General features: G+C 67.8%; 10 protein-coding genes, 1 tRNA gene and 1 pseudogene. 3 read left to right on the top strand and 9 right to left on the bottom strand.

Going from position 1 to position 12,856, the window contains the following annotated elements:
- Positions 1-4 precede the first annotated feature (4 nt).
- From LJ725_RS06735 to LJ725_RS06715, 5 genes and pseudogenes are all read right to left on the bottom strand, one after another.
- Positions 5-1,198 carry an efflux RND transporter periplasmic adaptor subunit gene (locus tag LJ725_RS06735; protein ID WP_230549868.1) on the bottom strand — a complete coding sequence of 398 codons (1,194 nt, stop codon included), beginning with the start codon at positions 1,196-1,198 and terminating at the stop codon, positions 5-7.
- 322 nt (positions 1,199-1,520) lie between these two features.
- Positions 1,521-1,673, bottom strand: a pseudogene (locus tag LJ725_RS06730) (oligopeptide/dipeptide ABC transporter ATP-binding protein); the annotation flags it as partial.
- A 7-nt stretch (positions 1,674-1,680) separates the two neighbouring features.
- Complete coding sequence (locus tag LJ725_RS06725) at positions 1,681-1,857, bottom strand: hypothetical protein (RefSeq protein ID WP_230550161.1); 177 nt, start codon at positions 1,855-1,857, stop codon at positions 1,681-1,683.
- A 401-nt stretch (positions 1,858-2,258) separates the two neighbouring features.
- Complete coding sequence (locus tag LJ725_RS06720; protein WP_230550150.1) at positions 2,259-4,595, bottom strand: Tex family protein; 2,337 nt, start codon at positions 4,593-4,595, stop codon at positions 2,259-2,261.
- Between the two features lie 114 nt (positions 4,596-4,709).
- The gene (locus LJ725_RS06715) at positions 4,710-5,060 is read right to left on the bottom strand and encodes an SET domain-containing protein (RefSeq protein ID WP_230549867.1); all 351 of its coding nucleotides are present in this window, start codon (positions 5,058-5,060) and stop codon (positions 4,710-4,712) included.
- A gap of 354 nt (positions 5,061-5,414) precedes the next feature.
- Between LJ725_RS06715 and LJ725_RS06710 the strand changes: the two genes are divergently transcribed.
- Positions 5,415-6,668 carry an MFS transporter gene (locus LJ725_RS06710; protein ID WP_230549866.1) on the top strand — a complete coding sequence of 418 codons (1,254 nt, stop codon included), beginning with the start codon at positions 5,415-5,417 and terminating at the stop codon, positions 6,666-6,668.
- Positions 6,669-6,763: 95 nt separating this feature from the next.
- On the opposite strand, the gene ggt is transcribed toward LJ725_RS06710, so the two are convergent.
- The 3 genes from ggt to LJ725_RS06695 form a co-directional block, all read right to left on the bottom strand.
- On the bottom strand, positions 6,764-8,371 hold the full coding sequence (gene ggt, locus LJ725_RS06705; protein ID WP_230549865.1) for a gamma-glutamyltransferase: 1,608 nt from the start codon (positions 8,369-8,371) through the stop codon (positions 6,764-6,766).
- A gap of 96 nt (positions 8,372-8,467) precedes the next feature.
- Positions 8,468-8,543: transfer RNA gene (locus tag LJ725_RS06700), tRNA-Ile, on the bottom strand.
- 54 nt (positions 8,544-8,597) lie between these two features.
- Entirely contained in the window at positions 8,598-9,305 is a 708-nt protein-coding gene (locus tag LJ725_RS06695; protein WP_268990511.1) for a response regulator, read from the bottom strand.
- Between the two features lie 115 nt (positions 9,306-9,420).
- Between LJ725_RS06695 and LJ725_RS06690 the strand changes: the two genes are divergently transcribed.
- Positions 9,421-11,565 carry an ATP-binding protein gene (locus LJ725_RS06690; RefSeq protein WP_230549864.1) on the top strand — a complete coding sequence of 715 codons (2,145 nt, stop codon included), beginning with the start codon at positions 9,421-9,423 and terminating at the stop codon, positions 11,563-11,565.
- Entirely contained in the window at positions 11,562-11,885 is a 324-nt protein-coding gene (locus LJ725_RS06685) for an Hpt domain-containing protein (RefSeq protein ID WP_230549863.1), read from the top strand. Before LJ725_RS06690 ends, LJ725_RS06685 begins: the two co-directional genes overlap by 4 nt.
- On the opposite strand, the gene LJ725_RS06680 is transcribed toward LJ725_RS06685, so the two are convergent.
- A complete protein-coding gene (locus tag LJ725_RS06680; RefSeq protein ID WP_230549862.1) occupies positions 11,886-12,800 on the bottom strand; it encodes a PaaI family thioesterase in 915 nt (304 codons plus the stop codon). It abuts the gene before it with no gap.
- Between the last annotated feature and the right edge of the window lie 56 nt (positions 12,801-12,856).

The following is a 12,856-nucleotide window of genomic DNA, read 5'->3' as shown; positions in this document are numbered from 1 at the left end:
GGATTTATCGGGAGCCGGAGGGACGGGGTTTGGACGATGTCCGGGGGGCCTCGGCCTGGGTCCACTGCAAGGGCTTCGGCTTGACGGTGTCGCCGGCGGCGAACTTCTGGAACCCGTCGACGACCACGCGATCGCCGGGCTTCAGCCCGTCGACCACCACCCATCGCCCGTCCTGGGCGGCGCCCAGACGCACCTCCTGGACCGCGGCTCGGTTGTCGTCACGCACGACGAAGACTTCGCTGCCGCCGCCGCCGTTGCGCTGGATGGCCTGTTCGGGAACCGTGATCGCGTCCCCATCGACACCCTGGTCGATCTGTACCCGCACGTACATGCCGGGCAGAAGTTCGCGATTGGGATTGGGGAACTCGCCGCGCAACGTCACCTGGCCCGACGTGGCGTCGACGCGCGCCTCGGAGAACAGCAGCCGGCCCGTATGGGCGTAGGGCGTGCCATCGTCGAGCACGAGGCGGACCCTGAGGGATTCCGGGGAGATCTGTTCAAGGTCGCCGCTCTCGAACGCGCGGCGCAGCCGGTTCATCTCGGTGACCGACTGGGTGAAATCGGCATAGATGGTGTCCAGCTGCTGGATGGTGGCGAGATTGGCGGTGTCGTTCTGCACGACCAGCGCTCCCTCCGTCGCCATCGCCGCACCGATGCGGCCGCTGATGGGCGCGCGAACGGTGGCGTAGTCGAGGTTGAGTCGGGCGCGCGCCAGTTCGGCCTCGCGGGCGGCGAGTTCGGCCCGGGCCTGCGCCACGGTGGAGACCGCGACCTCGTGCTGGGCCGCGGAGATGGCCTTCACACCGGCCATCTGCGTCGAGCGACTGGCCTGCTGGAGCGCGAGGTCGAGCGTGGCCCTGGCGCGATCGACCGCCGCCTGGCTCGCCTGCAACTCGATCTCGAAAGGCTTCGGATCGATTTGGTAGAGCGCATCGCCGGCTTTGACGTCTGTTCCCTGTTCGAACAGGCGCTGCACCACGATCCCCGATACGCGCGGACGAACGTCGGCCACGCGGGTGGGCGCGACCCGGCCCGGCAACTCGCGCGTGAGCGAGAACGGCTCGGCCTTGAGGGTGACGATGCCGACATCCGGGGGGGTCGACTGCGGTGCATCGGCCGCAGCCGGTTCGTCGCAGCCAGCCAGAAACAAAGCCAACCCGACGAGCAACGGAGCCGACTTGAACGCTCGATAAGACATCTTACCCCCGAGATAGAAGCACACGGTCACACGACGATACCCGTCGGCCCCAAGCAGCCGTTGCCATGCGCACCTCCCGTCAACTCACGTCTTAAGTTTCGTTGCGGGGGGTAGATGGGTAGGCATTGTGGCGACATCTGGACGAATGCACATTTTGTGAGATGACGAATTTTTGAAATCGATTCAAAGACATGCGCGTCGGTAAAACACTAAGCGCGCATGGAGAAAGAGCCCGCTTCGTGGCGGCTTTGCAGGGCCGGTGAATGGACGCTCGTTCGCCGTCGCGCGCCGTCGCGCGTCGTCGCGCGAACGGCGGCGACGACTACGAAGCGAGGTGACAGGCGACGTCGCGATCGGCGACGTGGCGCAGGGTCGGCCGCTCGTTTCGGCAGCGGCCCGTCGCGAGTGGGCAGCGTGGATGGAAGGCGCAGCCCGCCGGCGGATTCATCGGACTGGGAATCTCTCCTTGCACGGCGACTCGGCTACGGGGCCGGCCAGGCCGAGCGGCCGGTACGGCCGCGAGAAGCGCCTTCGTAACGCGTGCCGTGTTCCGGCGCGAGCCCGACCAGGGCGAGGAGCGCGGGCGCCCGCTCGCGGCATTCATGGCGCGACAGGCCGGCCAGCCGCAGCGGTTCGGTGACGATCTCGTGGACCTGCATGCGCGGATTGAGGGATCCATACGGGTCCGCAGTTCGCTTCGCGCTGGCCCGACACGATCATCACCGAAGGCGGCGGCAGCATCGAAAGCATGAAGGTCTATCGCGACAAGGTTCGCAAACAGGCGGCCGAGTACGGGCGCAATCCCGACGACATCAAGGTGTTGTTCCTCGCCTATCGATCATCGACGTCAGCATGGAGGCGGCCCGCGACCGCGCCCGCATGGAAGCGGCCGAGGCCGAGAAGCATCTCGACCTGCATCTGTCGGGCATGTCGCGGGTGACCGGCATCGACTTCTCGAAATTCGACCTCGACGAACCGCTGCCCGCGCATCTCACGACCAACGGCCACCAGTCGTCGCTCGCCAAATGGATCGGCAAGACGCCGCGCCCGCCCGCCGGCGCTACTTGCGCGTGCCGAACCCCGCCCTTCGCAACGCATCGGCCATCGCATTGCCCGGCGCGCTCGGCTTGGCGGCCTGCACGCGAGCCTGGTCGCGTTTCGAGGCGCCGCCGGGTTCGGGACGGCCTCCGCCTCGCGCCGGCTGCTTGCCGGCCTCGTCGTCGAGCCGCAGGGTCAGCGCGATGCGCTTGCGCGGCTTGTCGACCTCCAGCACCTTCACGCGCACGATGTCGCCCGGCTTCACCAGGCTGCGCGGATCCTTCACGAAGGTCTTCGACATCGCCGAGACATGAACGAGCCCGTCCTGATGGACGCCGACATCGACGAAGGCGCCGAACGCCGCGACGTTGGTTACGACGCCTTCGAGCACCATGCCCGGTTCGAGATCGTTGAGCGTTTCGACGCCGGCCTTGAACTCCGCCGTCTTGAAGGCCGGGCGCGGATCGCGGCCGGGCTTCTCCAACTCGCGCAGGATGTCGGTGACGGTGGGCAGGCCGAACCTGTCGTCGACGAACTCGGTGGGCGACAGCGCCCGCAGCGCGGCGCTGTTGCCGATCAGGGCATCGATCTTGCTCTTGGTCGCGGCGATGATCCGGTGGACGACCGGATAGGATTCGGGATGCACCGCCGAGGCGTCGAGCGGATCGTCGCCGCCGGGAATGCGCAGGAAGCCCGCGCACTGCTCGAAGGCCTTGGGGCCGAGCCGCGGCACGTCCTTCAGGGCCTTGCGCGAGCGGAAGGCGCCGTTGGTGTCGCGATGGGCGACGATGCTCTGCGCCAGGCCCGGGCCGATGCCGGAGACGCGCGCCAGCAGCGGCGCCGAGGCCGTGTTGAGATCGACGCCGACGCCGTTCACGCAATCCTCGACCACCGCGTCGAGCGACCTGGACAGCTTGAACTCGCTCAGATCGTGCTGGTACTGGCCGACGCCAATCGACTTCGGATCGATCTTCACCAGTTCGGCCAGCGGATCCTGCAGGCGACGGGCGATCGAGACCGCGCCGCGCAATGTGACGTCGAGGCCCGGCAGCTCCTCCGACGCATAGGCCGAGGCGGAATAGACCGACGCGCCGGCTTCCGACACCACCACCTTCTGCAACTTGAGGTCGGAGAGTCCCTTCAACAGCTCGAGGGCGAGCTTGTCGGTCTCGCGCGAGGCGGTGCCGTTGCCGATGGCGATGAGCTCGACCTTATGCTCGCGCACCAGCCTTGCGAGGATGGCGAGCGATTCGTCCCACCGCCGCTGCGGCTCGTGGGGATAGATGGTGCTGGTCGCCACCACCTTGCCCGTGGCGTCGACCACGGCGACCTTCACCCCCGAGCGATAGCCGGGATCCAGGCCGAGCGTCGGCCGCGTGCCCGCCGGTGCGGCGAGCAGCAGGTCGCGCAGGTTCGAGGCGAAGACCCGCACCGCTTCTTCCTCGGCCGCCGTCCACAGGCGCAGGCGCAGGTCGATCGACAGCATGATCGTGATCTTGGTGCGCCAGGCCCAGCGGACCGTATCGGTCAGCCATTTGTCGCCCGGCCGCCCCTGGTCGGAAATGCCGTAGGTCCGCATGATGCGCAGCTCGTAGGCGCTGGGGATGGCCTGGGCGGCGGGCGGTCGCGTCGCGGGATCGTCCGGCTCGACCGTGAGGCCCAGGATCTCCTCGCGCTCGCCGCGGCACAGGGCCAGCACGCGGTGCGAGGGCATCTTCGCCAGCGCTTCGGAGAAATCGAAATAGTCGCTGAACTTGGCACCGGCTTCCTGCTTGCCCTCGCGGACCTTGGAAACGAGGCGGCCGTTGGCCCAGAATTCCTCGCGCAGGGCGCCGATCAGGTCGGCATTCTCGGCAAAGCGCTCGACCAGGATGGCGCGCGCGCCCTCCAGGGCCGCCGTCGCGTCGGCGACGTTCTTGTCGGCCGAGACGAAGGGCGCCGCGCGCTCGGCGGGCAGGACCGTGGGGTCGCGCAGGAGCAGGTCCGCGAGCGGCTCCAGCCCCGCTTCCTTGGCGATCTCGGCCTTGGTGCGGCGCTTGGGCTTGTAGGGAAGGTAGATGTCCTCGAGCCGGCTCTTGCTGTCGGCCGCCAGGATCGCCGCTTCGAGCTTGGCGTCGAGCTTTCCCTGGTCGCGAACGGACTCGAGGATGACCTTGCGGCGGGCTTCGAGCTCGCGCAGGTAGCCCAGCCGCTCCTCCAGCGTGCGCAGCTGCGCGTCGTCCAGCGATCCGGTGATTTCCTTGCGGTAGCGCGCGATGAAGGGGACGGTCGCGCCGCTGTCGAGCAGCTCGACCGTGGCCTGGACCTGCTGTTCCTTGACGCCGAGTTCCTCGGCAATGCGCGCCTGGATGGAGACCACCAAGTAAACCCTCTTCGGCCGGAGCTGAGCGATACCGTCGCTCTCGTCGGACCGCGGGTATGAACGGCGCGCCTGTGATACTTCAAGCGCATTGTTCGCTTGCTTCCGGCGCGGCTAGCGTTCGTAAAAGGTGGAACCGTAGTCGAAGGTCAGCTCCTCGCCTTTGCGGATGCCCTCGATTCCAGCCACGAGCCAGATCCGGCCCTTGTCGCGAAGCACGAAGCAGTTGGGCTTGCGGCGGTCGTGGTTGGCGTAGCGGGCCTCGTTGCCGCGCACCGCGCCGTCGATGTTCTTGTCCTTGTCGAGCTCGAAGATGCAGTCTGATCCGGCGGCAATGCGCGCCAAGGCGACGGCATCCGGGATCACCTCGCCCTTGTATTCGATGATCTTGACGCCCCAGGGAATGTCTTCGCCGGCGAACAGACCTTTGCCGTGGATCCGCGACTTCTTGACGATCAGTTTCATGTACTCGGACGTGAATGTGTTGGCTGGCGCCAGCGAGCGGCCAGTCCCAGTCGACGGCAGTATGCCGCGGAAGGAGTGCATTTCGAAGAACTGAAGGACCGGAACCATTGTGTGCCGACAGTCCTCGTAGCAAGGCATGCGGGCCTGCGGGATGAGATGGAAGGAAATCTGCTGGAACTTCGGCCTGGCACGTGCCGCCGCGCATGAGCACCGGCTATACGTGCATTGCGTGGCAGCTGAACGGTTGGGGCACGCTGAAGCAGTTCGGCAGGCGGCGGTTGATCGCGCGGGTCCGCTGTTCAAGGTTACGCCACATTCACGGAAAGCCTGGTACCGGTGTCAGGACAGGAGACTTTGGCGCCGCCGTGCGCGAAAGTCGGCGCCGGCATGGGCGAGAACAACAAGAACACGCCGAGTTCGTTCCAGCAGGTGCTGCGGACCAGTCCGATGGATTTCTGGCGCCTGTGGTACGTCGGCTTCGTCGTCACCACCGTGCGCTGGCTGGAAACGGTTGCCATGGGCATCGTCGTCTATCAGCAGACCGGCTCCGCCCTGGTCGTCGCCATGATCACCATGCTCCGCCTCGTTCCGATGGGCCTGTTCGGCGCCTTCCTCGGGGCCTTCGCCGAACGGTTCGACCGCCGCCTGACCCTGGCCGGCATCGTCGGCCTCATGATGGTCACCTCGGCCCTGCTCTCCGTCGTCGCCTTCACGGGAGCCCTGGAAGTCTGGCACCTCGCCGTCGCCAGTTTCATCAACGGCTGCGGCTGGGCCACCGACAATCCTCTGCGGCGCGTGATGATGGGCGAAGTCATGGGCCGCGATCGCATGGCCATCGCCATGGCGCTCGATGTCGGCGCCGGCAATGTGAGCCGCATGGTGGGGCCCGCCGCCGGCGGCCTGCTGCTGGCAGGCGTCGGTATCGAAGGTGCCTTCCTGCTGAGCGTGGCACTGTACGCGTCGGCCGTCGCCGCCACCTTGATGGTGCAGAGCCACATCCCGTCCTCGCCCGGTGCCGGAGCCGTGCTCGCCCGCACCTGGGAGGGCGTGGCGCTCATCTTTTCCGACCGCCGCCTCGGTGCGATCATGGCGGTCACCGTCATCTACAATGTCTTCGCCTGGCCCTTCACCAGTATGATCCCTGTGATCGGCGCAGACCGGCTGCTGCTTGGCCCCGAAGGCGTCGGTCTGCTCACCAGCATCGACGGCGTCGGCGCCTTCGCCGGCTGCCTGCTGCTCGCGCTGTGGCTGACGCCGGGCTGGCATGCCCGCGCCTATGTCGGCGGCACGGCCGCCTACCTGGTCGGGCTGATCGGCTTTGCGGCGGCGCCCACGCCTCTGCTGGCGGGTGTGGCGATGCTGGTGACCGGCCTCGCCGGCGCCACTTTCGCCACCCTGCAGGCCACGCTCGTCTATCTCGCGGCGCCGATGGAAATGCGCTCGCGCATCCTGGGTGTGCTTTCGGTCTGCATCGGCACCGGCCCGATCGGCTTCGTCTGGCTGGGCTGGCTCGCCGATCTCATCGGAGCGCCCGAAGCCACGGCGATCACCGGCGTGATGGGCCTGCTGGCGCTCGCCGCGACCTGGCCGCTCTGGCGGAGGATTTGAACCCGGGAAGAGGCAAAGCACATCGGCAGGCGTCGGCTGATTGCGCGGGTGCGAGGGGAGGAGCTCCCGGCGATGTCTCTGTAGGACGCAGCCTGCTAATACCCGATCGCGGCGCCGTCGCTGCGCGGATCCGAGCCGCCGACGCGCAGGCCGCTGACCGGGTCCACGGTGATGCCGTGGGCGTGGCCTGCGAGTTCGTTCCAGGCGCCCCAGCGATTGACCATGTGGCCGCGTCGTTCGAGCTCGGCAATGGTCTCGGCCGGAATGCGTCCCTCGAGGTGCAGCGTGTCGCGTGGCTCGCCGATGGCGAAGCGGCCGGACAGGAATCGTGGTGTCTCAAGCGCCTCCTGGATGTCGCGACCGTGGTCGATCAGGGCGAGATAGGTTTGCAGGTGGATCTGAGGCTGGCCGTCGGCGCCCATGCAGCCCACCACAGCCCACAGCCTGTCGTCGCGGAACGCCATCGAGGCGATCAGCGTGTGCAATGGCGTCTTGCCGGGCTCGACCCGGTTGGGGCTCTTGGGATCGAGCGAGAAATAGGCCGAACGATTCTGCAGGACAACTCCGGTGCGACCCGCCACGACCGCGGCGCCGAAGCCGCCATAGAGGGAATGGATCATCGACACCGCATTGCCCTCGGCGTCGACCACGGCGATATAAACCGTGTCACCGGCCAGGCTGCCGTAGGAGGGGATCTTGTCCCATGGCAAGGCTCGGGCCGGGTCCATCAGAGCACGCCGCTCATCGGCATATTTCTTCGATATCAGGCGCTCCATCGGGACAGACGCGAAGCGTGGATCGGCGAGATGACGGTCGCGGTCGTGATAGGCGAGCTGCTTGGCCTGGACCATCAAGTGCACATAGTCGGGGCCCAGAAAGGGCTTCCTGTGCATCTCCATCGGCTCGAGCAGGTTCAGCATCTCCAGCACGGCGAAACCCTGCGTGGGTGCTGGCGTTTCGTAGATCGTGACGTCGCGGTAGCTGCCTTTCAGCGGTTCGCCCCAGCGCGCGTTCTGCGTCTTCAGGTCGTCCAGAGTAAAGAAGCCGTCGTTGGCTTTCGACCAACGCGCCAATTCGCCCGCGACTTCACCCTCATAGAAGCCGTGCCAGCCGTCACTGGCGATCGCCTCCAGGGTCCTTGCGAGATCGGGGTTGGTGAGAATGGCGCCGTCCTTCAGGAAGATGGCCGCCGCTTCGGGGCTTTTCGCCAGTTCCTCACGCGCCAGTTCGCGCCAGTAGGCGAGCCGCGCCGTCACCGGGAAGCCATTGCGGGCGTAGCCGATGGCGCTCTCCAGGCAGCGCTTCAAAGGCAAGCGACCATAGGCGGCGTGGGCCATGCCCCAGCTCGCGACTGCGCCTGGAACGGTGAGGGTGCCGGGCAGTACGCCGCGATAGGGTATCTCGGCCAGGCCGCGCCGGGCGAAGGCGTCGATCGTGCCGGCCGCGGCAGCACGTCCGCCACCGTCGATGTAGCGCACGGCACCGGTCTTGGCGTCGTGGACAAGCAGGAAAGCGTCACCGCCCACGCCCGTCATATGCGGATAGAGCACCGAAAGCGCGGCGCTGGTGGCGATGGCGGCATCGACCGCCGATCCGCCTGCTCTCAACACATCGACGCCGGCCTGTGACGCCAGTGAATGCGGGGATGTGACCATACCGTTGGGCGCGAGAGTGGCCGGACGGCCGGTGCGTATATCAACCATGAGGATTTCTTAGCCGACTCTGAGATCCAAGAATTGCCGGAGAATGGGGCGTTCCGGGTTGACCGCTCCCCGCCGGTATTCGCGGCAGCGGGTGGTTGGTAGGCCCGGCAGGATTCGAACCTGCGACATAACCGTTATGAGCGGCTCGTTCTAACCGCTGAACTACGGGCCCCCGCAACCGTCCGGCCGCGCCCCGGGCGGGCCGGGGCCGGCCCTTATAGCGCGGCTATTCGGCAGGCGGCACGAACATATAGCCGACCCCGCGCACGGTGCGGATGACCGTCGGCTTGTCGGGGGCGGGCTCGATCTTGCGGCGGATGCGCGTGATCCGGAGATCGATCGCGCGGTCGAACGGGTCGCGGGCGCGATGGCTGGTCGTCTCGAGCAGCCAGTCGCGCGACAGCGGCCGGTTGGGGTTCTCGGCGAAGGTCTTCAGGATGTCGAACTCGCCCGAGGTCAGCGGCACGTCGCCGTTCTCTGCGTCCACGAGCTGACGCTTGGCCAGGTCGAGCATGTGGCCGCCCATGCGCACGCGCTCCAGACGCGAGGGGGTGGCCTTGTTCACCGACCGGCGCAGCACGCTCTTGCAGCGGGCGAGCAGTTCGCGCGGCTCATAGGGCTTGGCGACATAGTCGTCGGCACCGCTCTCCAGTCCCAGCACCTTGTCCACCGGGTCGGCCGACGCCGTCAGCATGATGATGCCGACGCGGGTGCTGGTCTCGCGCAGCCAGCGGGCCAGGGCGAAGCCGTCCTCCGGGCCGGGAAGCTGGACGTCGAGCAGGACGAGGTCGGGCATGGCCCGCGAGACCTGGCGGCGCATCTGGGCGCCGTTCTCGACGGCCGTGACCTTGAGGTCGTTCTGAGTGAGATAGGCCTCGGCGGCCTTGCGCTGGAACGCGTCGTCCTCGACCAGCAAAATCGACGGTTGCTGCATGATTTTACCAAAATGAACGAACTCTAATGCCTTCAAAATAACACTATTTCTCAACGAATTATATCGTTTTCTTGATATTTTTGATACGGTTGGTGCTCCCACCAGGAGCCCGCTCATGTCGATCGTCACCGCTGACCGGTCCAGTGCCGGGACGGACGCGCCGCCGGGCGCGCTGCCGGAGGGGGCGCAGGCGGCGGTCCGGCAGGACCTGTTCGTCCGCGCCGAACTGGTTCGGCGCCTGTTCGAGGGCTCGGCGCCGTCGCGCTATTTCGCCTTCGTCCTGTGGCCGGTGATCGCCGCCATCTACTGGCGGCAGATCAACCCCATCGAACTGGCCGGGCCCTTCGCGGCCTATCTGCTGGTCACCTTCGGCTTCGACCTGCTGCGCCACAATTTCGCGCGCGCCCGCCCGGACGACGCCCAGGCACTGCGCTGGGGCTGGTGGTTCGCGGGCTTCTCGTTCCTGGGCGGCGCCTGCTGGGGGTGGGCCGGCTTCCTGCTGGCCTCGAAGGATTTCGAGCTGCAGCGCATGCTGCTGGGGCTGGTCCTGCTCGCCACCGTCACCACGGCGGTGCCGATCCGCTCGGCGCATCCGCCGACCTTCTATGCTTTTGCCGTGGCGACCGCGGCGCCGCTGCTGCTGGTGCTGATCGCCTCGGGCGGGCCGTTCTACCAGCTCGTCGGCATCGCCGGTGCCGCCTATGTCGGACATCTGATGGCCTATGTGCGCGACGTGCACCGCTGGCAGTACGACAACATCGCGCTGGCCTACGAGAAGGAGGATCTCGCGCGCCGCCTGCAGGTCGCCTACGACGCCGCGCTGGCGGCGCAGCGCGAGGCCGAGAAGGCCAACCAGGCCAAGTCGACCTTCCTCGCCACCATGAGCCACGAGATTCGCACGCCCATGAACGGCGTCCTGGGCACGATCGACGTGCTGGAACGAACCCGGCTCACCCTGGAGCAGCGCGAATCGCTGGGCACCATCCGCTACTCGGCTTCCGCGCTGTTGCGCATCATCGACGACATCCTGGACTTCTCGAAGATCGAGGCCGGGCATCTCGATCTCGAGCCGATCGACTTCTCGACGGTCGAGCTGGTCGAAGGCGTGGCCGAGGCGCTGGCCGCCCGGGCGGACGAGAAGGGACTGGTCCTGTCGGCCTTCGTGGCGCCCGACGTGCCGGCGCGCGCGCTCGGCGATCCGCTGCGCCTGCAGCAGATCCTCTTCAATCTGCTGGGCAATGCGCTGAAGTTCACCGAACGCGGCTCGGTCCGCCTCGTCCTGGAACGCACGCCCGCCGCGGCCGGTCCGCCCGGTGCGCCGGCCGTGCTGGCGCTCCGCTTCAGGGTCGTCGATACGGGGATCGGCCTGACGGCGGCCCAGCGCGACCGCTTGTTCCAGCCGTTCGTGCAGGCCGACAGCTCGACGACGCGGCGCTTCGGCGGTACCGGCCTCGGCCTGTCGATCGTGCGCCGGCTGGCGGAGGCGATGCAGGGCAGTGTGGCGATCGAGAGCGAGCCGGGCGCCGGGTCCAGCTTCGTCGTCGATGTGAGACTGCGCGAAGCACCTTCCCGCACGGCTCGCCCGGAGCGGCCTCTCGAGGGCCTGTCGCTCGTGCTGGCCTTGCCCGACCCCGAAGAAGGAGCCGCCTTCGCCCGCTACCTGCATGACGCCGGCGCCGACGTGGAACACCTTGTCTCGAACCAGCCGTCGGTGAGCATCGCGGGCTTCCCGGTGCGGATGGCCCTGGCGACCCTCAAGCGGCCCTGGCGTCGCGATGGCCTGGTGCGGGCGATCGCGCAGGCGGTCGGCCGCCCCGGCGTCCCGTCCGCCGCGGCGCAAACCCCGCCTGCGCCCGACCGGCTGCAGGGCCGCGTGCTGGTGGTCGACGACAACTCGGTCAACCGCAAGATCCTGGCGCGACAGCTCGAACTTGCCGGTGCCTCGACGGATGTGGCGGCAAGCGGCGAGCAGGCGCTCAAGCTGCTGCGCGGCGGCCGCTACGATCTCGTGCTCGCCGACCTGCAGATGCCCGACATGGACGGTTTCGAGATGGCACGACGGATCCGGGCCGCCGAGGCGGCGACCGGCGCTGCGCGCCTGCCGATCCTCGCCATCACCGCCAGCACGCTGGAGGACGAGGAGGAGCGCAGCCGCGCCGCCGGCATGGACGGCTTCATCACCAAGCCCGTGGGCATCGAGCAGTTGCGCGCCACGCTCGACGTATGGCTGCCGCAAACGAACTGCGAGCGGGCGGCGTGAGCCAGGCCTACGACCGCGCCCGGCTGATCGAACTGTTCGGCGACGATGCCGCCGTCGTAGCGGAGATCGAGCGCGAGTTCCTCGACACGGCGCGGGAGGCGGCCCGGGAGATTGGCGGCACGGACGATCTCGAACGGATCGCGCAGGCGGCGCACCGCGTGAAGGGCGCATCCGGCATGATCGGCGCGGAGGGATTGAGGCAGGCCGCGGCCGCCGTCGAGCAGGCCGCCAGGGCACGCGACCTTCCGGCGGTGCGCCGCCTCGACGTGGGTTTCAGCGACGAAGTGGCGAGGGTCGCGGCACAGGTCGCCGCGTCCTGATCAGCGGCGCGGCCTCAGCATCACCGTCGCGGAGTAGGAGAGCAGGGCGCGGCCGTCCTGCTCAAGCAATCCGCGTAGGAAGGCGATGGACTTGCCCTGCTTCGGAATCTGCACGCGCGTCACCAGCGGCGCGGAAATGTTGCCGGCAGACAGGAATTCCGCCGCGAAGGAGACCGTGGTGGGCGCGAGGTCGCTGTTCAGGGCCGCCGCGCGCGTGATGGCGGTATCGGCGAAGCTCATCATGTAGCCGCCGTGCAGCGCGCCGCCTGAATTGCACATGCGGGTGAGCGTCGGCTGCACCAGCGAGGCGCCGTCCGCTTCCTTGCGCACGTAGGCCGGGCCGATATGGGTGGAGTAGGCGCTCGCCTTGTAGGGCTCGAAGCCCTCCGGCACGACCTGCGGCGGCAGCGCGATCCGCGACGGCGCCTGCTCGTCCTTGCGCGCCATCGCCTTGGCGCGCGCCACGTGGCGGCACACGCCCGACCACAGGGCGATGGTGCGGCCCTCCTGGGTGATCGAGCCGCGTGCGAAGGCCAGTCGGCCCGTCACCTGCAGCGGCTCGCCGCGCGCTTCGAGCGGCGGCCCGATGCGGGCGCCGTTCAGGAACTCGACGGCGATGCTCACCGTCACGGCGAAGGAGCTGTTGGTGCCGCCGTCGGCTGCGCGGCCGGCCACGATGCACAGCGCGTAGTCGGCCAGGGTGAGGATGCCGCCGCCATGCACGCCGCCCATGTAGTTGCCGTGGCGCGGCAGCGTCGGCAGCACGCAATGGACCGCGCCCGCCTTTCGTGCGTCGCCCTGCAACTGGAAGAAGAACGGCCCGACATGATCCTCGAACGGATCCGGCGGCACGAAGACGGTGTAGCGCGAGAGGTCTATGCCCCAGGAGGCAAGGTCGGGAAGGGTGTCGGGCATTGTCTCTTGTGAAGCGTCGTTGGCGGGTTCTAATAGAAGAGAATCACCCAATCACA

Source organism: Reyranella aquatilis, assembly GCF_020880995.1.
Taxonomy (GTDB): Bacteria; Pseudomonadota; Alphaproteobacteria; order Reyranellales; family Reyranellaceae; genus Reyranella; species Reyranella aquatilis.
This window is presented reverse-complemented; position numbering and strand designations above follow the sequence as displayed.

Bases quoted from the DNA above. Each gene is read 5' to 3' on its own strand.
- LJ725_RS06735 (WP_230549868.1), bottom strand. From the start codon at position 1,198: ATGTCTTATCGAGCGTTCAAGTCGGCTCCGTTGCTCGTCGGGTTGGCT.
- LJ725_RS06725 (WP_230550161.1), bottom strand. From the start codon at position 1,857: ATGCAGGTCCACGAGATCGTCACCGAACCGCTGCGGCTGGCCGGCCTG.
- LJ725_RS06715 (WP_230549867.1), bottom strand. From the start codon at position 5,060: ATGAAACTGATCGTCAAGAAGTCGCGGATCCACGGCAAAGGTCTGTTC.
- ggt (WP_230549865.1), bottom strand. From the start codon at position 8,371: ATGGTTGATATACGCACCGGCCGTCCGGCCACTCTCGCGCCCAACGGT.
- LJ725_RS06695 (WP_268990511.1), bottom strand. From the start codon at position 9,305: ATGCAGCAACCGTCGATTTTGCTGGTCGAGGACGACGCGTTCCAGCGC.
- LJ725_RS06690 (WP_230549864.1), top strand. From the start codon at position 9,421: ATGTCGATCGTCACCGCTGACCGGTCCAGTGCCGGGACGGACGCGCCG.
- LJ725_RS06680 (WP_230549862.1), bottom strand. From the start codon at position 12,800: ATGCCCGACACCCTTCCCGACCTTGCCTCCTGGGGCATAGACCTCTCG.